Source organism: Ruminococcus sp. AF17-22AC, assembly GCF_003460065.1.
In the GTDB taxonomy this organism is placed as follows: domain Bacteria; phylum Bacillota; class Clostridia; order Lachnospirales; family Lachnospiraceae; genus Blautia_A.
On sequence record NZ_QRXT01000011.1, the window covers coordinates 58,296 to 84,398 of the forward strand.

Consider the following 26,103-nt stretch of genomic DNA (forward strand, 5'->3'; position numbering starts at 1 on the left):
ATGATTTTTTCTTTTGGCTATTTGTTTTATAAAAATATTTTCTCGCTCTTAAAGAAGTGTATTAATTATTTAAAATTCTCTTTGTTACTGCTCATTACTCTGCCGATTATTCATCCCCTGATTACAACAGAATTTACGCAGTATTACAAATTCCAGCAGAGTTTTATCCCCGTTCTTCTGTATATTATTTGCTGCTGTATAACTTTCCCGTTGTTTATACATGGGCTTCATTTATTCAAAAAAGAGCAAATTGCTTTCAACCGGAATCTTCACAAAATGGAGTTGCTGAAACAGCAGATGGAAGTGTCGGAAGAAATGAAACAGGAATATGTCAAAATACGGAAGTGGAATCACGATATAGAAAATCATCTGCTTTCTCTGGAGTATCTCACACGCACCCGTAAAGCAGATGAAGCGGAAAGATACTGTTCTTCCATATTACTTAACAGTTCGAAACCTGAGGATCAGCCCTCTGCCTGCACACCCGTCAATCAGGAGGATTCTGTATTATGAGAAGAAAAATAACTTTCATTATTTCTTTAATCCTTTTTCAGATATTTTATCTTCTGTCACACTATACCGTACAATACCTGAATCTTTTTTTCTTACTGACATGTCTGTCCGCACTTGTCGTCTGCTACAATCTGTACCGGCTCCTGATGCAGATTTTTATCGGTCAGAAAACAGAAGCGGAACTTAACCTGCTAAAGAAACAACAGGCTTTAAACGCCGAACACTTACAGTTAGTAAGACAGCAGGAAAACAACCTGCTCCAAACACAAAAGCAGTTTACCGAAACTCTGCAGACCGTTCAAACGCTTCTGCGCACCGGTGATTGTGAAAACGCCGAAAAACTCATTCATGATACGCTTGACACGTTTCAGCGTGACCGTTTTCATCCTTATTGTGAAGACAACCTCATTCTCGCGATTCTGGAATCGAAGCGGATGCTTGCAGAACAATCCGGTATTCATGTAGATTACAAAATTTTTCTTCCTGACAAATCAGTGATTCAGCCTTCAGATCTGAGCAGTGTTCTGTTTAATATACTGGATAATGCGATTGAGGCCTGCCGTTCCTCTGAGGATTTAAAAAAAAATCTGTCCCTGTCACTGACAACTTCAAAAGGCTTTCTCTCGATCCTTGTCAGAAATACCAAAGATCCTCAGATAGTATTCAACCACAGTACCACCAAGAAAGATTCTGTTTATCATGGATTAGGACTTTCTATCATTGAAGATATCTGCCGCAAATATGACGGAAGCTGGCAGTGGAACGACTGTGGAGACACTTTTGAATCGGTCATTCTTCTTCGCTATTGCTGATACAAAACAAAAATCTCCGGAATCCCAATCTGTTTTTCGCACAGATTAAAATTCCGGAGATTCTTTTTATTTATGAATTATTGTCATGAGAAAAAACTCTCTGCCACGCTCATATCAGCCACATAGCCGACACTTCCGGTCATATAGATGGTATCGTCTTCTTTGATATCGATCTGGATTATACCGCCCGGCTGATTTACATTGATGCGGCTCTCTGTCAGGCCAAGTCTGTATGCCGCCATTGCTGCTGCGCAGCTTCCTGTACCGGAGGCTTTGGTGTATCCGGAACCTCTTTCCCAGATTTCGATGTCCAGATTTCCGCTGTCGATCCGTCTGCAGATCTGGAGATTCATTCTTTCAGGAAATTCATCCGCATTCTCCACATACGGTCCGAGGTCTTTTGCAATCTCAGGGCTGACTTCATCCATAAAAATAATGCAGTGCGGATTTCCGATAGTCAGACAGGTTGCCCTGTAATCTTTCTTATTGAAAGTGAAGGTTTCATTAATGACTTCACGGACTTCGCCGGTAACCGGAATTTCTCTGGAAATAAAGGACGCTTTGCCCATGTTTACACGAAATTCTGTCGCACGGCTGTTCAGGCATTCTACCTCAACCGGACCGGACAGCGTTTCAATGCTGAACTTCTGCTCTTTCACATATTCATGATCAATCAGATATTTTGCAAAAATGCGGACACCGTTGCCACTGATCGCAGCTTCGCTTCCATCGGAATTATAGATATGGACACCCATTTTTCCATTGATCTCGACCGGTCCGTAAAGCACACCGTCTGCGCCAAGTCCAAATCCTCTCTGACACAGGAGAGCAATCTTTTTTCCCTGAAGCTGTACACGGTTTTTATTTGGATCGAGTACCAGATAATCATTACCAAGTCCCTGATATTTAATCATTGTAATACTGTTTTCCATGACGAAACCCTCTCTTTCACAATATACGCACCTTTTTCTACAGTATATAGTTTTGTTTTTACAATGTATATAGAATAAAATGCTTATTATATTGCAAAAAATGCGCTCATCTCACATTGAAATGAAAAATCAGCAATCCATACTTTCAATTTCAGAACCATCTTACTCTGGCATTTCTGACAACCATATTATAGACCCTGTCACATCGCAAACGAAATGGATACTGTCTTCTTATAACAAGGTACAGATTTCTTTCCATATGTGCACGCTGCATACTGCAGTCAATCATTCTCCAGCTTCTTCTGTATTTCACTTCACACCAGCCATGTAAAGAAAGTGACGCATATTTGCCTCTGGCCGTCACGCCTCCCACTGCCACTCGGCTGTCATATCCGAGAACCCGTGCAATACATGCCATGGCAGCCGCATAATAATAGCAGTCTCCGCGGCGTCGACTGAACATATATCTCGCATAAGTAGACAGATTTTTTGCTGTCGGAGCACAGCTCGTCATTCCGAAATACGGATATTTCAGCAATGCCTTATAGCAGTCTTTCAAACGTCTCGCGCTGCTGTCACCTGCCCTTGAATTTTTCATCACAAAATCAACAGCCTGGCGAATTTCTTTTGTATTTACTTTTCGTCCGGTCTTGTCCACATAATAATACCCCCGAGCTTTTGAACCAATAATTCTGTTCACAATCAGTTTATTATTCTGATAAACCTTTCCACCCCGGACTGTAATCCTTGATGCCGCCGGAACAGATACTGCCATACCTGTCACAAGCAATACGACTGCAAGCAAAACCGTCAGTATCTTTCTGCTTAATTTTCTTCTCTCTTTCATTTCCATCTCTCCCTGCCAAAAACAATATTTTCTAAATCTCATAATATAATATCACTTTTCTTTTTACAAGAAATTTCCTATAATTATAAAAACAGTTCCACGACAACATCATTATTCTTTCCCGGGAGGTTTTCCATGGATTATTCACAGTACACACTAGAAAAAACAGGCTATCTCAAAGAAGAATTCCGTCTGTTCCACATTAATGACCGCACAGATCGGGAATTTTCTTATCATTATCATGACTTTCACAAGATCATCGTCTTTCTTTCCGGAAAAGTCACCTATCACATCGAGGGAAAAGCCTACCATCTCAAACCACGGGATATCCTTCTGGTCAGTCAGGGCGCGATCCACAAACCGGAAATTGATCCGTCCGTTCCATATGAGCGTTACATTTTCTGGATTCGCGACGACCTTTCCATGCAGGAATTAAATACCTGTTTCCAGAAAGCAACTGACCACAGTTTTAACCTTGTCCGTATTGATTCTGCTGTTCAGGAACATCTCCGTGATCTTCTGCGTGAACTTGAAAATTCCATAAAAAATAAGGACTTTGGTGATGAAATACTCAGCAATGCTCTTTTTACGCAATTTATGGTTTATGTCAATCGAATTTTTTTGCAGACCAGTGCAGTTCCTGACCGTAGATCTTATTCTTCTGATTCTCAAGTTGAACAGCTTCTGAAATATATCAACCGTAATCTGACCGAAGATCTCTCGATTGACCGACTCTCTGAGAAGTTTTTTTTCAGCAAATATCATATGATGCGAAAATTCAAAAACGAGACCGGCTACACCATTCACAATTACATTACAAGCAAGCGTCTCCTTCTTGCACGTTCTCTGATAAATGAAGGGACTCCTGTCATGAAAGCCGCGCAGATGAGCGGTTTTAACGACTACACGACATTTGTACGCTCTTATAAAAAACAGTTCGGAAATGCCCCTTCTCATGTCTGATTCTGTCGATATATCTCGAACGATTTACCCGTCTATATACTTGAAGTCTGCCCATATCCAGTATATAATAAACGCTATTCAAAAAACATGAACATTCATGGAGAAAAATTATGATAAGAATTGCAGTTTGCGAAGACGACTATGTCTACATCGAAATGATACAATCGATTCTGCAGTCATGTATCACAGTACCTTACGAGGTAAAATTTTTTTCATCAGGTACTGAATTTTTGAATACACTTACTGATCACGGCTGCCCTTATACACTTGTAATTACAGACATCGATCTCGGCAGTCAATCCGTCAACGGAATTACCGTTGCCAAAAGAATCAATAAGATGAATGGTGATACACAGATTATTTTTGTCAGCCAGTATCTGGAATTTGCTTCTGACGTTTACGAAACTTCACATCTCTATTTCGTGAACAAGAAAAAACTCCTCGAATACCTGCCCAAAGCCCTGACTGCTGCTCACGAAAAATATGTGTTCCGCAGTGACCAGTTTCTTTATTTTCAGTCATCCTACAAAGAATACCAGGTTGCTCAGAACGATATTCTCTATCTGGAGCATCTCGCCCGCAGGACTTGTATCCATACCGCCACACAGGTTTATTCATCCGGTGAAAAGTTACAGGATCTTTTAAACCGCATGGGCTCTCAGTTCTGCTCCTGTCACAAAAGTTTTGCTGTAAATCTTTACCAGGTCAGGACACTCCATCATACCTGCATCACCCTGCGAAACGGCGTTTCCGTCCCGGTCAGCCGTTCACGCTATCCTCATGTACGGGATGTTTTTGCCCGCCTTACAATGCACAACGGAAAGGAGAATTTCTATGGATAATCTTAAACAAAATATCCGCAAATGGAACCACGACATTCTGACTCATATGATTGGAATCACTTATCTCATGGACATGCAGCGATATCCGGAAGCCGAACGCTACTGCGAGAAAATTCTAAACAGTCTCTCCTCATTTTCAGAGACCTTCCGAACTCGCGCCACATCCCCTGATCCGGATAGTGTAAGTGAATCCCCTGTTCCAACCGATTATCTTCCTGAGGGATTTATAGAATATCAGGAAAAACTTCCGGCAGAAATAACAGCATTCCAGACGCTTCTTCAACAAAAAAAATACCCAGAGGCACATTACAAACTTCATCTTCTTACTACAGAATTTGACAACAGGCGGCCTCAGCCCACACCTGCAGATGATATTATTAAAAATATCGTAGATGAGGTCAGGAACTAGTATATTTCTGCTATTGAAATAAATTCACAATTATTACATTTCTTCCGGATTGCAGTATTAGCAAATAAATGCTATTATAAAACCTACTATTGATTTTTTATGCTTTGAGGTAAATATAAATGCAAAACCGGAACAAAGGATTTACACTTATAGAACTTATAGTTGTTGTTTCAATTCTTGCAGTTCTTGTCGGGCTGCTCGCCCCGGCTTATACAAAATATATTGAAAGGAGCCGGGAATCTGTTGATCTTGCAAATGTCCGCTCGGCATATGATGAGCTGATGATAGAAGATGCAACAGAAAATCAGACTACAACAAAAGTTGTACCACTGAAACAGAAAATAGCTGGCTGGCAGTCTATGAACACAGTATCAATTGGCGGTATTTCTCATACTAACGGTGAAGCGGACACCGAGCACTGGATAGGTGATCCGGTTAAGGGAGGAGTATGTGAAGTTTCTCTCACTGAAAACGGTGTTTTGTTTAACTGGAAAGGTGGAAGTGAAAACAGTACAAAAAAATATTTCTTTGATATTAACGAAGATCTGGATGAGCCAATACGGAAAAGTGGGGTCCTTGAACAATTAATTACAGACAAGAATTACTATTTTGAAATTGACTCTCGTTGTCCAAATTCCTCTATGCTTCCCTCCGTGCTTTCTAATATTAAAGAAGACAGTTTATTAAAAAATGGTACCTGGGCATATCTGGGAAGCGCCTCTAATAAATCTAAGAGATATTTATTTTGGACTTCCGTAAATACAGCTACTGTGGGGGCAAATCAAAAAATCCCCGTTATAATGAGTACTGCTGATGGCAGATTTTATGTTTCCGAAACAACAACAGCTGTTCGAAATAATAATGGTTACAAATATGTGACCATCGCAGAACATCTTACTGATTCCAAGCATCAGCAGCTTATCAATGATGGTACAAAATATGATACTCTGAAAGACGCATATGATGCATATGCAAAACTGGTTACTGAAGGTAAATACCAGAATTATAAGGACACGCTCCCAAAATCATAATTAATAAAAGAAGCTCGCAGAACTGCAAAATAAAAAATTATATTTGACATATAATCTTCTTTTGCTTACTATAGTATTAGTGAAAGGGAGTAGTTATCATCCTGCATCCAGGGTGAAACAATGATCGTCATCACGCCATAAGGCCGGTTATTGTTATAATCAACGAGACTTTTATCAATCATTTTTTGATGTGGTAAAGGTCTCTTTTTTTATTCCATACCTTTATCACAGGAAAGGAGATCATATGGAATATCTGTTACTGATTATCGGTTTTGTACTACTAATTAAAGGTGCTGACTTCTTTGTGGATGGAAGTTCTTCGCTCGCCAGATTTCTCAAAATTCCCAGTGTCATCATCGGTCTCACAATTGTTGCCATGGGAACCAGTGCCCCGGAAGCTTCTGTCAGCATCAACGCTGCCCTTGCCGGAAACAATGATATTGCCGTCAGCAATGTTATCGGCTCAAACATTTTTAACGGTCTTGTTGTTGTAGGTATTTGTGCATTTATTTCCGCATTTAAAACAAACAAAGATATTTTAAAACGGGATATGCCTGTAAATATTCTGATCACACTTATTCTCTGTATTATGATTGCAGACGGAAAGCTCAGCAGAATCGAGGGATTTCTTCTTTTAGCCGGAATGATTTTTTATATTCTGAATATGATTCATACCGCATTAAAAAAGAGAAATGAATGTTCCGAGGAACAAACTATTCCTCTTTATAAAGCTCTTATTTTTATCATCGGCGGGCTTACCGCTGTCATTCTGGGAGGTAATCTGGTAGTAAATAATGCAAGCCAAATTGCCGTATCTTTCGGTGTTAGCCAAAATTTTATCGGCCTCACAATTGTTGCAATCGGTACATCGCTGCCAGAGCTTGTAACCTCCATCGTTGCTACACGAAAAGGGGACAGTGCGCTTGCTCTGGGAAATGCAATTGGCTCAAACATATTTAATATTCTTTTTATCCTCGGTATATCAGCAGTGATTTCGCCACTCCACATTCTCTCAGAATCTCTTATTGACTGTATAATTCTCCTCATCAGCGGAATTCTGTTGTTTATTTTTGCTTTTACTAAAAAATCCATGAGCCGGATAGAAGGTATAATCTGTGTACTGGCTTATGTCGGATATACAGCATATCTTTTTATCAGATAATATTTTTGTTTCAGTCTCACATACAACAGAAATTTTGGTTACCGTTCACAGTAACAAATTTTGTAAACTACCACCACATAATTGCAATCTTTCAGATAAAATGTCATAATTATGGCATACAGATTTTGCTCTGTATGCCGTTTTTACCCTTTAAATTCTTATATAAGGAGGCCTGAATTTCATGGAATTTCAGAAAGTACTTGAAACAAGAAGATCGGTTCGTAAATACGATCCGAATGTATCTGTCACCAGAGAGCAGATGGAAGAACTGATTCGCGCCGCACAGGAGGCACCATCCTGGAAAAACTCCCAGACCGGTCGTTATTACTGTGTTTTATCCGAAGAGATCGTTAACAAAATCCGCGAGAATTGTCTTCCGGGTGCAAGAAATGCAGAAAAATCCGAACATGCTGCGCTGATCGTTACCACCTTTGTACATAACCGCGCCGGCTTCCAGACCGACGGCACACCAGATAACGAACTCGGAAATGGATGGGGATGCTACGATCTCGGACTGCAGAACGCAAACCTGATTCTCAAAGCCACCGACCTCGGGCTTTCCACCCTGATTATGGGGCTCCGCGAAGCTGACAAACTACGCGAAATCCTCTCCATCCCTGAAACAGAAACCATCGCAGCCGTTATCGCAGTCGGCAAAGCCGCCGAAGAACCGACCCGCAAACCACGCAAATCCCTCGGCGAAATCACGAAATTCTTCTAATATTAAAACACCTGCGCAACATACAGACTCAGCGTGGCTTCCATGGTTCTGACTGCACATCCGACAGACTCAGCGTGGCTTCCGTTGTTCTGGCTGCACATCCGACAGACTGGCGCGTCGCGCGGTTCACCACCGGCGTAAACTATGGAGGCATTACATAAGAAAATAACTGACAACTCTAAATAACCAGCAGCTTTGAACAGGGACAGTCCCGACAGACTCAGCGTGGCTTCCATTGTTCTGACTGCGCTAATTTCTGCCACAGAGTGCACTGTCTGAGCGAAGCGAGTTTGCACGAATGGCAGATAATAAATGCGCGGGAAGAACAGGAAACGCAGCTGGTCTGACGGGGCTGTCCCTGTCTCACAAGCTGCGTTTCTATTTAATACGTTATTTATATCATGCCTTCATCAGTTTACGTCCACAGCACTGTTTGTACTTCTTGCCGCTTCCGCACGGACACGGATCATTCGGATAAACCTTGTCCTCTTTTCTCTGAACCGGTTTCTTAACCGAAGTATCGTCCTTATTAGTTCCTGTAACCTTCGCTACCTGCTCACGCTCGATCTTCTGCTCTACATGAACATGATACAGCATACGAACCGTATCCTCCTGAATAGAGCCGATCATATCATTGAACATCTTGAACGCTCTCGTCTTGTACTCAACAACCGGATCTTTCTGTCCATATCCGACAAGACCAATACCCTGACGAAGAAGTTCCATATCGTCAATATGATCCATCCACTTGCTGTCGATAGATTTCAGGAGAACTACTCGTTCCAGCTCACGAAGCTGCTCTGCTTCCGGGAATTCAGCTTCCTTCATCTCATAAAGCTTCACCGCTTCTTCTTTCAGCTGCTGTTTCACCTCATCTTTTTTCTTACCCTTAATCTTCTCGGTCGTAAGAGGCTCGATCGGGATGATTGAAGTCAGCATAGGATTGAACTCATCCAGATTCCATTCAACAGAATCCACCTCATCAGAGAAGCACATATCTACTGTGCTGTCTACAATATCTGTGATCATCTTGTAGATGGTATCACGCATGTTCTCTCCATCCAGGACCTGACGACGTTCTTTGTAGATAATCTCACGCTGGTCATTGTTAACCTGGTCATAATCCAGAAGATTTTTACGGATACCGAAGTTGTTGAACTCGATCTTCTCCTGTGCTTTCTGGATTGCATTGGAAAGCATTTTATGCTCGATCTGCTCATTCTCGGCAACACCCAGAGAAGTGAAGACCTTCATAAGTCTCTCAGAACCGAACAGACGCATAAGGTCGTCCTCCAGAGAGATGTAGAAACGGGATTCACCCGGGTCTCCCTGACGTCCGGAACGTCCACGGAGCTGATTGTCAATACGTCTGGACTCATGACGCTCTGTACCGATGATCTTCAGACCACCGGCTTCTCTTGCCACATCGTCCAGCTTGATATCAGTACCACGGCCAGCCATGTTGGTTGCGATCGTAACAGCACCAGCCTGACCAGCCTGTGCAACGATCTCAGCCTCAAGCTCATGGAATTTCGCATTCAATACATTGTGCTGAATACCCTCACGGCGAAGCATTCTGCTGAGGAGCTCGGAAGTCTCGATTGTGATCGTACCGACCAGAACCGGCTGCTGTTTCGCATGAGCTTCCTTAACAGCCTCAACAACTGCATTGAATTTTTCTTTCTTTGTCATGTATACGGCATCTTCGAGGTCTTTACGCTGTACAGGTCTGTTGGTCGGAATCTCTACAACGTCCATTCCGTAGATATCACGGAACTCTTTTTCCTCAGTAAGAGCTGTACCGGTCATACCGCCCTTCTTGTCATATTTATTGAAGAAGTTCTGGAATGTAATGGTTGCAAGAGTCTTGCTCTCTCTCTTGACCTTAACATGCTCTTTGGCTTCGATTGCCTGATGAAGTCCGTCAGAATAACGACGTCCCGGCATGATACGTCCGGTAAATTCATCAACAATCAGGATCTCATCATCTTTTACAACATAATCCTGATCTTTGTGCATCAGGTTGTGTGCACGAAGCGCCAGTGTGATGTTGTGCTGGATCTCGAGGTTTTCCGGATCTGCAAGGTTTTCGATATTAAAGAATTTCTCAACCTTCTTGACACCCTGTTCGGTAAGGTTGACAATCTTGTCTTTCTCATTTACAACAAAATCACCGGTCTCGACAACTTCTTCACCCATAATGGCAGCCATCTTTGTCATTTCATGACTCGCTTCACCACGCTCAAGCTGCTGTGCAAGGATGTCACACACTTCATAGAGCTTTGTGGACTTACCGCTCTGTCCAGAAATGATCAGAGGTGTACGTGCCTCGTCGATCAGGACGGAGTCGATCTCATCGATGATACAGTAGTGCAGATCTCTCTGTACAAGCTGTTCTTTATAGATAACCATGTTGTCACGAAGGTAATCAAATCCCAGTTCGTTGTTTGTTACATAAGTAATATCACATCCGTATGCTTCACGACGTTCCTCCGGTTTCATGTCGTTGAGTACAACACCAACGGTCAGACCAAGGAATTCATGAACCTTACCCATCCACTCAGCATCTCGTTTTGCCAGATAGTCATTGACGGTTACGATGTGAACGCCCTTACCTTCCAACGCATTCAGATATGCCGGAAGTGTGGAAACGAGTGTCTTACCTTCACCTGTCTTCATCTCGGCGATACGTCCCTGATGAAGGATAATACCACCAATGATCTGTACACGGTAATGCTCCATACCAAGAACTCGCTTCGCGCCTTCACGTACTACGGCGAAAGCTTCCGGAAGAAGATCATCCAGTGTCTCTCCCTCACCCAGACGTTTCTTGAACTCTCTGGTCTTGTCTCTCAGCTGTTCATCTGTTAATTTCTGCATCTCCGGACGAAGAGATTCTGTCTTCTCTACAAGCGGCATAATACGCTTTACTTCATGCTCGCTTCGTGTTCCGAATACTTTTTGAAATAAATTCATATCAAACTCCTGTTTCTATATTTATTCTGATCACTTTTATATACGAAATCATCCGTATTTACCCTATTTAAGAAATCCCTACTATTTTACCACTTTCCACCGTATAAAACAATGAATATTTCTTAAATAAAATGTGTCCACCCCATTACCCGGCATAAAATCTCCGCTCTCTGTTCGTTTCATCTAACTTATCCTTGTCAACCCTCATTCAATATGCTATGATAATCATCGAATCACACGCTGTTTCTTATATAACAGCACTATTTTAACTGAAAGCTGAGGAATTTTTGTTTGAAGAAAAAAGAACTGACTTTCATCATCGGCATCGTTGTGTTTGCCCTGATCCTCTGGGGCGGTATGTACTTCGTCCGCCGCGGGCACTATGGAAGCGTACGTATCACCGTAAACGGAGAAGTATACGGTACTTATTCCCTTGCAAAGGATCAGGTGATCCAGATCAACGATACCAATGTATGTGAAATAACAGGTGGAGAAATCCACATGACGGAAGCCAACTGTCCGGATCACCTCTGCATGAAACAAAAAGCTGTCGACAGTACAGGCGGTACAATCGTCTGCCTGCCAAATAAGGTTGTCATAGAAGGCGAAAAAGGAGACTCCTCCGCTGAAGAAGATACCCCTGAATTTGACACTGTCGTCTGAATATAAATACCTGTAACCGACCACCAGATCATAATCGTGGTTCTGCCGGTCAGTTACAGCCAGTCTACTAATAAAGGATGTCACATATGAATCAGAAAAAGCTTTCATATCTCGGTCTTTTTGCCGCAGTTGCTATCATTTTCGGTTATGTAGAATCATTGATTCCTTTTTTTGCAGGAATCCCGGGAATGAAGCTTGGACTTGCCAATCTGGCAGTTCTTTTTATACTGGAGAAATATACATGGAAAGAAGCTGTGCTTGTTTCTGTCGTCCGTATCATCGTGATCGGATTTATGTTCGGAAACCTGTTCAGCATTCTCTACAGCCTTGCGGGCGCTGCGCTCAGCCTCGCAGTTATGACTTTCATGAAAAAAAAATCCGGATTCAGCATCCTCGGCATCAGTGTTGCAGGAGGTGTTTCCCACAACATCGGTCAGCTCATCATCGCAGGTCTTATCACGATGACTTCCGGACTGATCTACTATGCACCGGCACTTTTGATCTCCGGTGTCATTACCGGACTTCTCATCGGAACGCTGACAAGCGAGGTACTGAAACGTATCCACTTCTAAACAATACTAAAAATGCAGAGTACTGATATCCACAATCAATACTCTGCATTTCTTTTTGAATTACTGCAACTCCTTAACTGTATAGGTATTCTTCATCAATTCAAACCGGTCTTTCATCCCTGATGTCAGATAGACATTCTTATCCTCATCCACAAACGCTGCATCTGCATCATATTTATCCAGAAGCTTTAACGCGTCTTCCATCCCCAGTACAAAACATGCGGTAGAAAGTCCATCCGCAAAAAGTCCTCTGTCACAGATGACCGTGACAGAGTCCAGGCCGTTCCACACCGGATATCCGGTCTTTGGATCAAGGATGTGATGATAGCGTTTCCCGTCTTCTATGAAATATTTCTCATAGTCTCCAGACGTCGAAAGAAATTCCCCGTCATTCAATGTGATTGCACCGAGATAGTCCCCCTCCGGATCACGCGGATCAGTGAGCGCTACTTTCCAATCAGAACCATCCGGTTTTTTGCCATAAGCCATTACACTGCTGCCGCCGAGATTCAGAATCATTCCTGACACATCCGTCTGTGTTTTCAGAAAGTCCGAAACCACATCACACCCGATTCCCTTTCCGGTTGCACCGAGGTCAAGTGTTGCACCTTTTTCCAGTGTCACTTTATCTCCATCCAAAGAAACTTTACCATAACCGACATCTTTCAGAAGCTCGTCCAGTTCTGACTGTTCCGGCACATGCGGATTCTCTCCGGCAATATCCCACAGACGTATGATCTTGCCTATCGTCGGGTCGAATGCCCCGTCTGAATCCTGTGCAAGCTGAAAAATCTTTTTCAGGTAACCGGCAAGTTCATCGGATACTTCTGCCGTTTCACCGGAAGCTGCATTTAACTTCGCGATCTGCGAATTCTCGTCAGTCCATGAAAGCAGTTCTGTCTCAATCTCGCGGATCTTATCACCGACAGTCGCATTCAGATCCTTACCTGTTGTATACAGTGTCTCTGAGACGACTGTATCCATTGCAAAATCAGTATTCGTATATTTCTGTATATCAGCGTCTGCCATTACCGGCACCGCAGCCAGCATGAAACAGCTCATTCCACAGAGCAGACTGGTCACAAACTTCTTTTTATTTCTCATTTTTCTCCATTTCCCGGACCTTTACCGGCCCAATCTGTATATTTTTACGCGGACAGGTCACTTCGCAGGCATGACAGCAGATACATTCTCCCGAAAAAGGAGTGTCTCCGTCAATCTCCAGATGTGCCGGACAGCGCTTTTTGCAAAGTCCACATCTTGCCGGACATTTCTCGCGATCTCTGTGAAAAAGCGCCGCCGGCAGTATCGGCATCATCGCAAAAACAGCCCCCATCGGGCAAAGAAACTGACAGAAAAAACGCTCCTGCGTGCACATCCCGATCAGAATCAGAATAAATAACGCAATCCCGATCTTATAGGAAGCATTCGGAAGTTTTCCTGCGGTCAGCATGGAAAAAACATCCCACGGACTCATGCCCTGAAGATTTGCATACCATCCGTTCAGTATGGAAAGCATCAAAAAGGCCAGAAGAATGTATTTTACTTTCTGAAGCATCCGCACCACTTTTTCCGTATAACCATGACGTCCTTTTTTATGGAAAACCTTCTGCCGGATAAAAAGTGTCAGCTCATACATGGCATCACCAAGTGAACCAAACGCGCAGGCATATCCGCAGAAATGACGTCCAAACAAAATCGTAATTACCAGCAGGACTCCCGTCACATCAAGGAAAGAGTTCCATGTGATCGGCTGGTGCGCAGCAAGCACCTGAAAAATAGATTTGATCCCTGCAAATGCTGTGGAAAAGAGTGCCGGATAAAAGATGAAAAACGCAAGCTGTATCGCAGCCCGGATCAGCCGGACCTTTCTCTGCCTCTTTTTCATTCGTTTTCCGCCTTTCCAAGGGCGTCAACAACAGCGTTGATGATACCGGTAGAACTGAATGTAGCGCCTGATACAGTATCCACATCTGTGCTCTGTGCAGATATGATCGAGCTTATCACACTCTGTGCCTGAGAAAGATATGCAGAATCTTCCCCTGATGCACCTGTCACCTGAATATCGGTGATCTCATCGTCTTTCAGTGTTACCTGAACCTCGATCGCACCGCCGAATCCCTGTGCAGAACCGGTATAAGTACCGTCCTTGTAGAAATTCTCGGAATCATCCGTACTTTCTGCATCTTCACTGTCTGCCGCGCCTTCTTTGACTGCATCGTCTTTTGTGTCAGTCTCTGCCTGTGCTTTTGCAGTTTTCTGATTTTTGGCTGCTTCTTCAAGAGCGGCAAGCATTTCTTTTTGCTGTTCTTCAAGTGTATCCACACGTTTCTGTAACTGTGTGATCTCCTGAGTTTCCTGTTCCTGTGTATCTTTTTTCTGCATAGAATTATAGCCTATTACAGACGCCAGAATCAATAGAAGACACAAAACTCTCATACAAAAACTCTGGTATTTCATTCCATCTTCTCCTTTTATAACCTGTATTTCTGCAATTACTGCCTTTTCGCCTGACTCAGTGCATTTCGAAATGCTTGTAAGATTCCGTTTGAAGAATAAGTTGCTCCGCTCACAGCATCCACCCCGTCTGCTGACTGATTATTCAGAATCTGACCGTAAATACCATTCCATGCATCGGTAAAATAATCTGCATCGTCTATCGTATCATAAGAAGCAGCTGTAATTTTTCCGCCGGATATTGTTACATTCACAGTTACACTTCCCACGCCGTAGTTTCCATCGCCACTTCCGCTGTAATTGCCATCCACATATTGTCCTTCCGGTGTCGGAGCAGGTGTTTCCGTTGGCTTTGGAGCCGGAGTTAAAGTTTCTGTCGGAGCAGGTGTTGGCGTAACAGTTGGTACGGCTGTCGGTACCGGAGTCGCTGTTGGCTTCGGTGTCGGTGTTAAAGTTTCTGTCGGACCAGGTGTCGGAGTCGCTGTTGGTACTGCCGTTACCTTCGCAATTTCCAGTGCACTTCTTGCTGCTTCAAGGATTCCGTTTGAGGAAAATGTTGCTCCACTCACCGTATCAATTCCATCAGCACTCTGTTTTTCCAGAATTGACGGCTGTAAATGTCTCCATGCTTTTCTGAAATAGGACATCGTATCACTGTTGGTGTTATTGACCTCTGTAATTTTTCCGTCCCTGATTGTTAGTGTGATCGTCACAAATCCAGAATATCCCCGTGCCCGTCCACTGTACGTTCCATCCTTATAAAGTTTATTATCAGTATCGGATGAATCTCCTGTATCCGGCTTCACCGGTGCAGGTGCTGCCGTTGGAGTCGGTGTCGGAGAAGTCGTTTTCTTTACAGCTGCTTTTTCTAATGCTTTCTGTGTGGCTTCAAGAATGCCATTAGAAGAAAAAGTTGCTCCGCTGACCGTATCTACTCCGTATACTGCCTGTTTTTTCAGAATTGCCGGCCTGATTTTTGCCCAGGCTTTGCCGAAGTATTCTTTCGTATCTGTATTCGTATTTGTAATGACTGTAATTTTTCCGTTTTTGATCGTAACAGTCACCTTTACCGGACCGTCAAATCCCTCTGCCTGCGCAGTATAAGTACCATCCTTATAGGCAACATCCCCTGTCGGTTTTGAAATCACAACAGGTTTTGTGGTACTTGTATTTGTTTTCTTTTTCTTCGTATTCTTGTCTGTTTCTACAGTGGAAACCTCAGCAGCACCTGCCTTTGAAAGTGCATTCTGAACGGCCTGAATGATTCCGTTTGATGAGTACGTTGCACCGCTGACTGCATCCACATTCGGCGTCTGACCCGCAAGGATTTTGCTGACAACACCTCTTGCCGAAGCAAAATAAGACGGGGTTTCTCCTGATGCATCAAGAATGTCTATCCCTGTGATCTTGCCGTCCGCAACAGTCACCTGTACCGTGACAGTTCCGCCAAATCCTGTACCGCTTCCCTGATAAGTTCCGTCTTTATATCCGCCTTCCGGAACCTCTGTCGTCGGAGTTGTCGTACTTCCCTGACCTTCTGCTGACGTTTTCTTCGATTCATCCGGTAATGCTTTTGCAGCAGCTTTTTTGATACCCCTTTTTTTCTTTTTGTTTTTTGCGGCAGTCGTTGTACTCTTATCAGATAAAGTATTATCGTCAAAATATGCTGCATTTAGCAAACCAGACAATTCTCCGGCATCTTTTATTTCCATACCAGCTGACACTTTCGTAAGTCCCTCAGCCGATTTTCCCTGCACTGCTGTGACAGTCACTGCCGCAATTACAGCTGCAGCCGGAAGGAGTTTGAGCAGATTTTTTTTGTCATGTATATTTTTTCTGTCTTTTTTGTTCATGCTGTCTCCTGTCTGTTTAACGTACAAAGGCAGGGGCTGTCCGGAAACGGCCCCCGTCTTTGCTTTTTCCTGAATATGATCTTATTTTACAGTTACTTTGAATCTTGCTATCATGCCATTGCATTTGACAGTGATTGTTGCCGTACCTCTTCTGATGCCTTTTACAACACCCCTGGAAGTTACGGTTGCAATACGCTTGTTACTGCTTGTATAAGTAACTTTTCCGCTCGGAACCGCACTTACTCTGATCCTGGTTGTTTTACCTCTCCTGACAGTTGCTGCAGTTCTTGCAAGTTTCAGAGAAGCATTTCTTACTCTGACAGTTACGACTTTTTTATATTTACCAACCTGAACTGTAATTCTGGCGTTTCCGGCTTTTCTTGCTCTTACAACGCCTCTTGAATCTACAGTTGCAATACGTCTGTCACTTGTTGTAAATTTTGCATTTCCGGATACACCGATTTTTGTTACAGTAATTTTTGTTGCTGTCTGACCTTTGGTGTAAATGGTAGAAGCTGCTGCTTTTACTGCAATTCCCGGATTCTTGACAGTTACTTTGCAGGTTACTTTGCATTTTCCGGCTGTAGCTGTGATCACTGCTGTTCCGGCTTTTTTTGCTGTTACAACACCTTTGGAATCTACGGTTGCAACATTTTTGTTGTTTGTTGCATATTTTACTGTTCCACCAAGTGCAGATGTCGCTTTAAGTGTGTATTTTGCCGGTGTTCCGCCTGCATATACAGTAACTGCTGTTTTGTTGATAGTCATTGCATTTTTTACAGTTACTTTATATGTTGCTGTCTTCCCGCCCAGAGTTGCTGTAATGTTGGCTGTGCCTGCTGCTTTGGCTGTTACAACACCTTTGGAATCTACGGTTGCAACTTTTGTGTTGCTGGATTTCCATGTTACAGTACCTTCCAGGTTTGTAGTTGCTTTAAGAGTTGTAGATGTTTTGTCCTGTGTATAAAGTGTTCCTGATGTTGCATTGAGTTTGAGTTCTGCTTTTACAAGACCGTCGATTGCTTCTCTTAAGTGACCAATCTGCTCTTCAATTCCATACTGGGTCTGATTTGCGATATTAGCCAGCATGTCTTCGCATTCTTCCAGCTCGTTTACAAGAGTATCCCAGCTGTCCGGTGTGTAGTCTGCCTCTTTAAGTGCTTTTGCTTCCGCAATAATATTTTTTAGTGGTGTGGAATCTGCATCGCCTGCCGGTTTTGCAATATTTTCGTCTGTTGCCTGAAACCTAAATGTATAATCGCTGTATCCCAGACCGTAAACGGTTACTTCCCAGTATCCTGTTCCGTCAGTATCTGCCGGAAGTTTGCAGCGTACAGAATCTGTCAGGCCAAGCTGAATACCGTGGAATTTGTGCATCCAGTTGTCTGCCGCAAATTTTGTACCATAGCTCTGAAGTGCATTGCTGTATGTATCGTCATCACCATAATATGTCCATTTTACAGCCTGCATTGCACCACCGAGACCGCCATAGTTGCCTGTAAGGTCTACACGGAGGAATTCACCGTAGCTACCGCTTCCCGGCTTCATTTTAGTCGTAATGCCATCTGCTGTTTTCAGCGCTTCTCCCTTAAGGCCGGAAGTTGTTCCGTTTGCTCTTGCGCTGAATGTAAATCCATCAGCTGTCTTTGTCGCAGTCTTAAGTCCGTTGGTATTTGCATTGACTTCTGCTGTTTCTTCATAAGCACTAAGATTGTTTTCAGCATAACCGCCAAACAGTTTTTCGCCGTTTTCTACTACTTTAAATGCCTTCTTGAATGCATCATAATCTGCTGTTTTTACTTTAACCGGAATATATTTCAGACCGGTTACTGTATACTCAGCGACATCTGCACCGTTTATTTTTCCTTTACTGCAGGAAACAGTGTTTCCGTCTGTAAGAATCATTGTTGTTTTGTCTTTCCATCCGGCAAGTTCGTAAGATTTTCCATTCACATCGTAAACAGTTGCCATTGTCTGGAAACTTCCTCTGTGGAGACCATGGTTTGCAGTTGCTCTTGTGACAGCATCAAAACCGCCCATATCACTTTCGCCACGTCTGTCTTTGTCCTCAGAAGCTGAAGTATTTATTGCTTCGTATACACCCTCAGATGCCCAGTACTGATCCCATGTAAGTCCTGCGTATACGTATTTGTATTCACCGGAATCCTGTGTAACGGTACCTGTAACATCATTAAATCCGGCTGCTGTGATTTCTACATTGTAGCTGCCGCCATCACCTTTTGCAAATACTGCCGTATTATTAACCTTTGCATCAAAGTTAACTGCACCTGTATTCTCATTAAAAACTGTTTTGGCAATTTCACTGATGTTTGCTTTTCTTCCACCCAGTGCCTGTCCGTCAATTTTGATGGAAGTGATGTTTTTGATATAATCTTTCACTTCATATGTAGCAGCATCTCCATTCGGATCAATTTTTACCAGCTTATTGTCCTGAATGGCGAACTGAACTTTTGTTTCGTCAGCACTTAACACAATCGGAACTGTAATATCTTCATACGGTGCTTCTGACTGATCTGCAAAAGTCAGTGTATAGCTTCCTACTCCTGTGTTTGCAAAAGCTCCTCCGTAAACAGATAAGACTTTTGTTGTGTCATCATATGTATAATCATTGTAACTGCCTTCTTTAAGAGCTTTTCCACCATATTGTACAGATGTCAGTTTGTAACTGCTACCTTCCGGCACATTATAAGTCAGCTGTACTTTGGTCGGTGTAAATGTATTGTTTGTATATACAACCTTCTCTTCCGGTCCGGTGATTCCCTGACCGTCTGCAAGTTTGTATTTGCAGAGAAGATTTGTCGGAATAACAATATCCGCACCATCTTTTACAAGATAAGTGATTTTTTTAATTGTCTTTCCTTCCAGTCCCTGGCTGCGTTTTGCATCAATTGTGTTACCATGTGGTTCCACAAAACCGTCTTTTACTGCAAAAGCAATTTTGCCGGTTTTAAGCCACAGGTTCTGTGAATGCTCCATTGCATATTTTTCACCATCGGATGTTTCAAAAATAGCACCCATCATGTTTGCAGTTGTTGGCTGATCTGGATTTTCATCTCCGAACTCTACGATGACCTCATAATTTCCCCATGCAGATGATGTTGAAATGGAAGAATTGATCTTAAGTTCTTTTGTCTCTGTCTTCATTGCAGTAAGTGTTCCGTTACCGTTCAGGACTTTATATTCGCCGGATTCCGGAGCAGTTTCACTTACATTCTGAAGATTTCCGATAATAGTAAGGAGCTGGTTGGAGCAACTCTTGCCCTCTTCAACTGCTTTCAGCGCATCATTATAAAGACTTTTCGGAACTGCAATATTTACATCCCTGATACCCTCAAGAGTCACACTTCCGTTTTCTGTGTTTTCTGTATAGTAGGAAGTCTCATATTTTTTAGATTTATTGTTTGTGCAGCTTGTAACTGCATCATACATACCTTCCTCGCGATAACCTGCTTCTGTCACAGGATCTGCTGCATCCAGCTGCATTTCTGTATTCTGCTGTACATCATTCATTTCACCATAAAAGAAATCGGCATACGGAATGTTTGCTGTACCATATACAAATTCACTTTCAGCAGGAGTTTCTTCACCATCTGCCGCAAAAGCATCTGCCTCACCCTCTGCGCCAAAAACATCTTCTGCCCCGGAAGTTTCTTCTGTCGTATCAGCTTCTGTGTCCTCTGTATTTTCTTCGGCATCCTCGATTGTAATATCTGCCTCATCTTCTGCCGCATCAACTTCTGTGTCCTCTATCTCCACATCCGTTGCTTCGTCTTCTGCTCTTTCGTCCAGAACTACTTCTTCATCAGAGAATTCTGCTGCAAAAGCTGCAGACGGCATACCAGTCATCGCTACTGTCGCACTGAGGACAACCGGTGCAATTTTCTTTAACAAATTATTGTTAGCCATGTTCTTCCTCCTCTTTCTTTTCCGTTAGTTTCTTCTAACCTATATTTTTATATCATAAATCAAAGTTCGTGTCTATATTATCGTTAGGTTTTTCTAACTCGAAACCGACTTTTTTTCTCAATAATTTTGTTATTGATAATATTTATCATATAAAAACAGTACAAAATACACTTGTTGCTTTTATTTGCATCTGGTCGCATCCTCGCGGAGCGTTTTTACGTTATTGGAACATTACGAAGTAATTTCCTATAACGCAAAAAAGAGACCTGCCGTTCCCTTCTAACAGGGAATGAAACAGGTCTCTGTATCTCACCATTTTTCAGTTTTTATTCAGTTCGTAATAAAAAATATACTGCTGCATGATACCTCTCATGCCATGATACCGACGGTTCGGGAAACCTCTCCTGTAATGCTCATCAAGTACCTGGCGGATATGGGTATCAACCGGAAATGCATCCATATGATGCAGTGCAAAAAGACAAATGCAGTCTGCTACCTTTTCCCCCACGCCGCTCAGTTTCATAAGCTCCTGCTTCGCACGGCGATAATAACGGAATCGGTAGATTCGCTCCAGCGAAATCTCTCCGTCCAGAATACTTCGAGTCGTCTCCGCAATATAACGTGCCCGGTATCCCATTCCCAGTTTACGTAAATCTTCTTCAGATACGCCCGCAAGCTGCTCCGGGGTCGGAAATGCGTAATATTCCTTTTCGCCGGAGATTTTTTTCTCTCCATATGCTTCGCACAGCCGCTCTACACATCCCCTGATCCGGGAGATATTATTCTGCTGTGAGATCAGAAATGTAATGATCATTTCCCACAGATCCTGCTGAAGAATACGGATGCCGTTTCCACACTCTGCAGCTGCCATCAGATAAGCATCTCTTGGATTTATCTTTGCTATATAGCTGCTGTAATCCGCATCAATGTCAAAATATGGCACCCAGTAGCAGATAAACTCCATGTCACTGCAGTAAAAATTTACGATACTGCCTTCCTGTGCCATTTTCAGGTACTTGTCTCCTGCGATCAGTTCATAAGTATTTTCTTCTGTCTCATACATCCGAAAGCACTGCCCGGACTGACAGATTTCCTTCAGGCTGAAATTATCCAGCTCTACTGTAATCATTTGTTTTCTCCGTTTCCCTTACATCTGATGGCGCACTACCCGGTACTCATCTCCGTTTCGGTAATACGGACATTCCTTATATTCTGTGCTGACGAAACGATAGTATTCATCTTCGTCCAGGTTTACATCACAATAATAGCTCTCACTGTCCTCATCGTACACATAATTCGCACAGTAATCGCAGCTCGTTGCCTTTCCGCTCAAAAGTCTTCCTCCAGCCAAATATTATTTCCAGATCTTCCATGGGGCTTCGCCACTCTGCCAGAGTTCTTCCAGCATATTTTTCTCGCGAAGCGTATCCATGCACTGCCAGAAACCTTTATGCTTGTATGCATTCAGCTCTCCCATTCGTGCCGCTTCTACAAGAGGTCCTTTTTCAAAGACAGTCTCATCGCCATCGATCAGATCGATGATTCCCGGCTCCAGCACCATAAATCCGGCATTGATCCAGCCACCGTCTTCTTTTTTCTTTTCTCTGAAGTTTGTAATGGTTCCGTCTTTTTCAATATCAAGGATACCGAAACGTCCACCCGGCTGTGCCGCCGTGAGCGTCGCCATTTTTCCGTGTGATCTGTGATATTCCAGAAGTTCTTTAATGTTGATATCAGCCACACCATCACCGTAAGTCATCATGAATGTGTCTTCTTCGAGATATTCACGGACACGTTTGATACGACCGCCGGTCATCGTGTTCAGTCCTGTATCAACAAGGGTCACCTTCCAGGGCTCCAGCACATTATTGTGCACGATCATCTTATTTTCCTGTGTGAAGTCAAAGGTGATGTTGCTGTTGTGAAGATAATAGTCTGCAAACCATTCTTTAATGACATGCTGCTTATATCCGCAGCAGATTACAAACTCATTAAATCCATAAGCGGAATACATCTTCATAATATGCCAGAGAATCGGTTTCTCCCCGATTTCTATCATAGGCTTTGGTTTCAGATGGCTTTCCTCACTGATTCTGGTGCCGAATCCACCTGCTAAAATCACAACCTTCATATATTCTCTCCAATCCGTTCGTTACATTGTAATCAATACTGTTATTCTAATACAAAGCAGGCAAAAAAGAAAGACCAACGTTAGCAGAAGCAAAAGAAAGCCCCCACAGCTTCCGCCATGAGGGTTTCCTTTCATTAATTTTGTTTATCTTACTGTGATCCTGATGTTGTATTTCTTGTTTCCGGACCTCACAGTAATGATAGCTCTGCCTTTATTCTTTGCTTTGATCACACCAGATCTGCTGACAGTTACAATCTTCTTGTGGGAAGTATACCATGTAACCTTCTGTAAACTTGTCACCGGTGTAAGTGTAGCTTTGAGTTTCAGTCTCTGTCCGCGTTTCAGTGTTGCACTCTTGCCCTGAATCTTTCCGGTTGCTGTGATGGAACTACATTATTTCATATTTGTTTATTATTTATTGGCTTCTTTTGCTGCTTTTTCAGCTTTTTCTTCTGCCCAGAGCTTCTCAGCTACCGGCGCCCATTCTTCTGCATAATGTAGACATTTGCCACAAAGATGTTCTGCAGTCTCATTAGACTGAAGGTCTGTGGAGTGTGCACCGGATTCTTTTACGATACGCTGCAGAATCTCCGGATTCTCCAGCATCGGGCACGGACGGAGCATATTGTCATTGAACGGCTGGTTGTCATGATAAGCCATGAACAGCGGCTGTTTCAGAATCTCAAGGATCGTGTTCTCATGAATATTTCCGTTAGAATAGTGGATAAATACGCATGGTTCTGCATCACCGTTTGCATTAATATGGAAGTAGTTTCTTCCTCCGGCGATACATCCGCCTACAAACTCACCGTCATTCTGGAAGTCCATAGTGAAGATTCCAGGACCGTGTTCCATGTTACGGATCTCTCTTACACGGTTCTTTACATAAATTCTCTGTTCCGGATTCAGAAGCAGATCAACGGATGCTGCATTTCCAACAGGCATGTAATGGAAGTACAGTGCGTAACGGCATCCTTTTTCTACAAGCATCTGAATGAAGTCTTCGCTTGTAACGCTCTTGTAGTTGGCACTTGTGTAGCAGATAGATGTACCGAATACAAGACCGTGCTCTTTCAGAAGATCCATTGCATGCATAACTTTATTGTATACACCTTCACCACGACGCATATCGTTGACATCCGGCTCACCCTCAACGCTTAATGCAAGGAACAGGTTGCCGACTTCCTGCATCTGTTTGCAGAGTGCTTCATCAACAAGTGTACCATTTGTGTAAGCAAAAAATACACAGTCGTTATGTTTTCTGCAGAGTTCGATGATATCTTTCTTTCTTACCATCGGTTCTCCACCTGTCATCATATAGAAGTAGACACCGAGTTCTTTACCCTGTGTTACGATGGAATCCATATCATCAAAGGAAAGATTCAATTTGTTTCCGTATTCTGCTGCCCAGCATCCTGTACAATGCAGGTTACATGCGCTGGTAGGATCCATCAGAATGATCCACGGGATGTTGCATTTATGTATTTCTCTCATCTCGTGAATAGTCTTTGTTCCATTATAAAAAGCTTCAAATCCAAGGTTCATCAGAGTTGTCTTCAGAACATTTGGATGCAGATTCTGTACCATGGATGTGATATAACGGTTCAATGTATATTCCGGATTACAGGCAACTTTTCTCAGGTAATCCCAGTTAACGCCCTTTCCGAAATCTTTTAGATACTTCTCAGCAGTATCGATCAGCTTCTCATATGCTGCCTCAGGATTTTTATGCACCTGAGTGACTGCATAATCAGCAACTCCTGCAAAAACTTTCTTTGCTGCTGCATGTTTAAGTTTGTTCATTGGTATTTCCTCCATCTCTGGCAATCATTATTTTTATTGTTTACATTATATTCAGATTCTGTTTCTGTTTTCAATGGACAAAAAAGGGTCAGTGGTAAATTTCCCCACTGACCGCTGCTGCTCAAAACAGTTATTTTAGTATTTCTATTATTTTACATAATATACATAGGAATCTTTTCTCGGTGCGGCTTTTGGCTCCGGACCGTCCGCATAGCCGAGCACACAGTGACCGATTCCCTCGTAGTCGCCCTCAATTCCAAGTGATTTCAGGATTTCTTTGCCTTCTTCACTTTCAAACTCTTCTTTTGCTCTGTGGATCCAGCAGCTTCCAACTCCCTGCGCTTCTGCTTCCAGCATCAGATTTCCCATAACAAGGCTTCCATCATAAAGATATGTAGGTCTGCTCTTGTCTGCAAGTACAATCAGCACGACCGGCGCGCCATAGAAAGGATCACTGTTTACGCCCATGATCTTTGCATTCATTGCAGAAAGTTTATCGCGGAGTTCTTTGTTTGTTACCGCAACGATGATCGGGGACTGTTTGCCCATTCCGGTTGCCGCATAGGTTCCCGCTTCGATGATCTTTTCAAGTTTGTCCTGCGGAATCATATCACTCTTGTATTTGCGGATACTTCTTCTGCTTTTGATTGTTTCCAGTACATCATTCATGATAAATACCTCCTGAATTTTATAAATTTATTAGTGTTTCAAAGGGAATTGTCCCCCCGAAAAGATCCAGTGCACTTCCGACCGTCACATCCAGCCGGTCTTTGCCGTATTTTCTGAGAAGTTCAATATCGTACATACTTCCCACGCCGCCTGCGTAAGTGACCGGGCGGTCTGTATATCCAGGAAGCAGTTCGGCAAGCTCTGTCTCAATTCCGTTTGCTTTACCCTCAACATCCACCGCATGAACAAGAAACTCTGCACAGTGGCTTCCCAGTTCTTTCATTGTTTCAAGCGTTACAGGCACGTCGGTAAATTTCTGCCAGCGATCTGTCACAATAAAATACTGTCCGTCCTTTTTTCGGCAGCTCAAATCCAGTACAAGGTGCTCTGACCCGACTGCATCTTCCATCTTCTGTAAGTTTTCCCAGGAAAGGCTGCCATCTTTAAATACATAGGAAGTTACAATCACATGGCTTGCTCCCGCTTCAAGATAGTCTGCTGCATTGTCCGGACACACACCACCGCCAATCTGCAGTCCCTTCGGATAAGCTTTAAGAGCTTTCATTGCCTGCGCCCTTGTAGCCCCATAATACTCGGAGCCGACACTGTTCAATAAAATCACATGTCCGCCTTTCAAACCGGCTTTCTTATATAATTTAGCATAAAAAGCCGCATCCTGCTCTGCAACAAAGTTCTCTTTTGCCTGATCTCCGGCATCTTTAAGACTTCCGCCGATGATCTGTTTGACCTTACCGTTATGTATATCAATGCATGGACGAAATTTCATAATTCAATACTCCCTGTCCGGCAGAAACAAGCT

General features: G+C 43.0%; 26 protein-coding genes. 10 read left to right on the plus strand and 16 right to left on the minus strand.

Annotation, left to right across the window (positions count from 1 at the left end):
- Positions 1–276 precede the first annotated feature (276 nt).
- The gene (locus DWW86_RS16980; protein WP_147338117.1) at positions 277–513 is read left to right on the plus strand and encodes a hypothetical protein; all 237 of its coding nucleotides are present in this window, start codon (positions 277–279) and stop codon (positions 511–513) included.
- Positions 510–1,325 carry a sensor histidine kinase gene (locus DWW86_RS13800; protein WP_117943712.1) on the plus strand — a complete coding sequence of 272 codons (816 nt, stop codon included), beginning with the start codon at positions 510–512 and terminating at the stop codon, positions 1,323–1,325. Before DWW86_RS16980 ends, DWW86_RS13800 begins: the two co-directional genes overlap by 4 nt.
- An 83-nt stretch (positions 1,326–1,408) precedes the next feature.
- On the opposite strand, the gene dapF is transcribed toward DWW86_RS13800, so the two are convergent.
- A complete protein-coding gene (dapF, locus tag DWW86_RS13805) occupies positions 1,409–2,257 on the minus strand; it encodes a diaminopimelate epimerase (RefSeq protein ID WP_117943713.1) in 849 nt (282 codons plus the stop codon).
- 151 nt (positions 2,258–2,408) lie between these two features.
- Positions 2,409–3,104, minus strand: a complete 696-nt coding sequence (locus DWW86_RS13810; protein ID WP_181985363.1) for a transglutaminase-like domain-containing protein — start codon at positions 3,102–3,104, stop codon at positions 2,409–2,411.
- Positions 3,105–3,239: 135 nt separating this feature from the next.
- Between DWW86_RS13810 and DWW86_RS13815 the strand changes: the two genes are divergently transcribed.
- The 6 genes from DWW86_RS13815 (at position 3,240) to DWW86_RS13840 (ending at position 8,232) form a co-directional block, all read left to right on the plus strand.
- Positions 3,240–4,067 carry a helix-turn-helix domain-containing protein gene (locus DWW86_RS13815; protein ID WP_117943715.1) on the plus strand — a complete coding sequence of 276 codons (828 nt, stop codon included), beginning with the start codon at positions 3,240–3,242 and terminating at the stop codon, positions 4,065–4,067.
- Positions 4,068–4,177: 110 nt separating this feature from the next.
- Positions 4,178–4,909 (plus strand): LytR/AlgR family response regulator transcription factor, encoded by a 732-nt coding sequence (locus DWW86_RS13820; RefSeq protein WP_117943716.1) that lies wholly within the window; start codon positions 4,178–4,180, stop codon positions 4,907–4,909.
- Positions 4,902–5,318, plus strand: coding sequence for a hypothetical protein (locus tag DWW86_RS13825; protein WP_072522166.1), 417 nt, complete (start codon positions 4,902–4,904; stop codon positions 5,316–5,318). The genes DWW86_RS13820 and DWW86_RS13825 overlap by 8 nt, the downstream gene beginning before the upstream one ends.
- A 119-nt stretch (positions 5,319–5,437) precedes the next feature.
- Positions 5,438–6,349 (plus strand): type IV pilin protein, encoded by a 912-nt coding sequence (locus DWW86_RS13830; protein ID WP_117943717.1) that lies wholly within the window; start codon positions 5,438–5,440, stop codon positions 6,347–6,349.
- A gap of 244 nt (positions 6,350–6,593) precedes the next feature.
- On the plus strand, positions 6,594–7,511 hold the full coding sequence (locus DWW86_RS13835; protein ID WP_117943718.1) for a calcium/sodium antiporter: 918 nt from the start codon (positions 6,594–6,596) through the stop codon (positions 7,509–7,511).
- A 181-nt stretch (positions 7,512–7,692) separates the two neighbouring features.
- A complete protein-coding gene (locus DWW86_RS13840) occupies positions 7,693–8,232 on the plus strand; it encodes a nitroreductase family protein (RefSeq protein WP_072522169.1) in 540 nt (179 codons plus the stop codon).
- Positions 8,233–8,234: 2 nt separating this feature from the next.
- Here the strand turns inward: DWW86_RS13840 and DWW86_RS16985 are convergent, their stop codons facing one another.
- Together DWW86_RS16985 and secA are read right to left on the minus strand one after the other, a co-directional pair.
- Positions 8,235–8,495, minus strand: a complete 261-nt coding sequence (locus DWW86_RS16985) for a hypothetical protein (protein WP_147338118.1) — start codon at positions 8,493–8,495, stop codon at positions 8,235–8,237.
- Between the two features lie 136 nt (positions 8,496–8,631).
- On the minus strand, positions 8,632–11,208 hold the full coding sequence (secA, locus tag DWW86_RS13845) for a preprotein translocase subunit SecA (protein ID WP_072522170.1): 2,577 nt from the start codon (positions 11,206–11,208) through the stop codon (positions 8,632–8,634).
- Positions 11,209–11,499: 291 nt separating this feature from the next.
- On the opposite strand from secA, the gene DWW86_RS13850 reads away from it, so the two are divergent.
- Together DWW86_RS13850 and DWW86_RS13855 are read left to right on the plus strand one after the other, a co-directional pair.
- Positions 11,500–11,871 carry a NusG domain II-containing protein gene (locus DWW86_RS13850; RefSeq protein WP_117943719.1) on the plus strand — a complete coding sequence of 124 codons (372 nt, stop codon included), beginning with the start codon at positions 11,500–11,502 and terminating at the stop codon, positions 11,869–11,871.
- Between the two features lie 86 nt (positions 11,872–11,957).
- Positions 11,958–12,443 (plus strand): Gx transporter family protein, encoded by a 486-nt coding sequence (locus DWW86_RS13855; RefSeq protein WP_117943720.1) that lies wholly within the window; start codon positions 11,958–11,960, stop codon positions 12,441–12,443.
- A 60-nt stretch (positions 12,444–12,503) separates the two neighbouring features.
- Here DWW86_RS13855 and DWW86_RS13860 read toward each other — a convergent pair whose 3' ends face one another.
- The 12 genes from DWW86_RS13860 to hisA form a co-directional block, all read right to left on the minus strand.
- Complete coding sequence (locus DWW86_RS13860; protein WP_117943721.1) at positions 12,504–13,547, minus strand: FAD:protein FMN transferase; 1,044 nt, start codon at positions 13,545–13,547, stop codon at positions 12,504–12,506.
- Positions 13,537–14,331: a 4Fe-4S binding protein gene (locus DWW86_RS13865; protein ID WP_117943722.1), complete on the minus strand. Its 795-nt coding sequence runs from the start codon at positions 14,329–14,331 to the stop codon at positions 13,537–13,539. The genes DWW86_RS13860 and DWW86_RS13865 overlap by 11 nt, the downstream gene beginning before the upstream one ends.
- Positions 14,328–14,903 carry an FMN-binding protein gene (locus tag DWW86_RS13870; protein WP_117943723.1) on the minus strand — a complete coding sequence of 192 codons (576 nt, stop codon included), beginning with the start codon at positions 14,901–14,903 and terminating at the stop codon, positions 14,328–14,330. Before DWW86_RS13870 ends, DWW86_RS13865 begins: the two co-directional genes overlap by 4 nt.
- Before the next feature lie 35 nt (positions 14,904–14,938).
- A complete protein-coding gene (locus DWW86_RS13875; RefSeq protein WP_181985364.1) occupies positions 14,939–16,753 on the minus strand; it encodes an FMN-binding protein in 1,815 nt (604 codons plus the stop codon).
- A gap of 81 nt (positions 16,754–16,834) precedes the next feature.
- On the minus strand, positions 16,835–20,680 hold the full coding sequence (locus DWW86_RS13880; protein WP_117943724.1) for a penicillin-binding Tp47 domain C-containing protein: 3,846 nt from the start codon (positions 20,678–20,680) through the stop codon (positions 16,835–16,837).
- 319 nt (positions 20,681–20,999) lie between these two features.
- Positions 21,000–21,809: a DNA-3-methyladenine glycosylase family protein gene (locus DWW86_RS13885; RefSeq protein ID WP_072522177.1), complete on the minus strand. Its 810-nt coding sequence runs from the start codon at positions 21,807–21,809 to the stop codon at positions 21,000–21,002.
- An 18-nt stretch (positions 21,810–21,827) separates the two neighbouring features.
- On the minus strand, positions 21,828–22,013 hold the full coding sequence (locus DWW86_RS13890) for a DUF6472 family protein (protein ID WP_072522178.1): 186 nt from the start codon (positions 22,011–22,013) through the stop codon (positions 21,828–21,830).
- A 21-nt stretch (positions 22,014–22,034) separates the two neighbouring features.
- Positions 22,035–22,811, minus strand: a complete 777-nt coding sequence (gene rfbF, locus DWW86_RS13895; RefSeq protein WP_117943725.1) for a glucose-1-phosphate cytidylyltransferase — start codon at positions 22,809–22,811, stop codon at positions 22,035–22,037.
- Between the two features lie 144 nt (positions 22,812–22,955).
- The gene (locus DWW86_RS17605; protein ID WP_083585510.1) at positions 22,956–23,195 is read right to left on the minus strand and encodes an Ig-like domain-containing protein; all 240 of its coding nucleotides are present in this window, start codon (positions 23,193–23,195) and stop codon (positions 22,956–22,958) included.
- Positions 23,196–23,222: 27 nt separating this feature from the next.
- Positions 23,223–24,614 (minus strand): radical SAM protein, encoded by a 1,392-nt coding sequence (locus DWW86_RS13905; protein WP_117943726.1) that lies wholly within the window; start codon positions 24,612–24,614, stop codon positions 23,223–23,225.
- 147 nt (positions 24,615–24,761) lie between these two features.
- Positions 24,762–25,283 (minus strand): nitroreductase, encoded by a 522-nt coding sequence (locus tag DWW86_RS13910; RefSeq protein ID WP_117943727.1) that lies wholly within the window; start codon positions 25,281–25,283, stop codon positions 24,762–24,764.
- 19 nt (positions 25,284–25,302) lie between these two features.
- Positions 25,303–26,070 carry a phosphoribosylformimino-5-aminoimidazole carboxamide ribotide isomerase gene (gene hisA / locus DWW86_RS13915; protein WP_117943728.1) on the minus strand — a complete coding sequence of 256 codons (768 nt, stop codon included), beginning with the start codon at positions 26,068–26,070 and terminating at the stop codon, positions 25,303–25,305.
- Positions 26,071–26,103 lie beyond the last annotated feature (33 nt).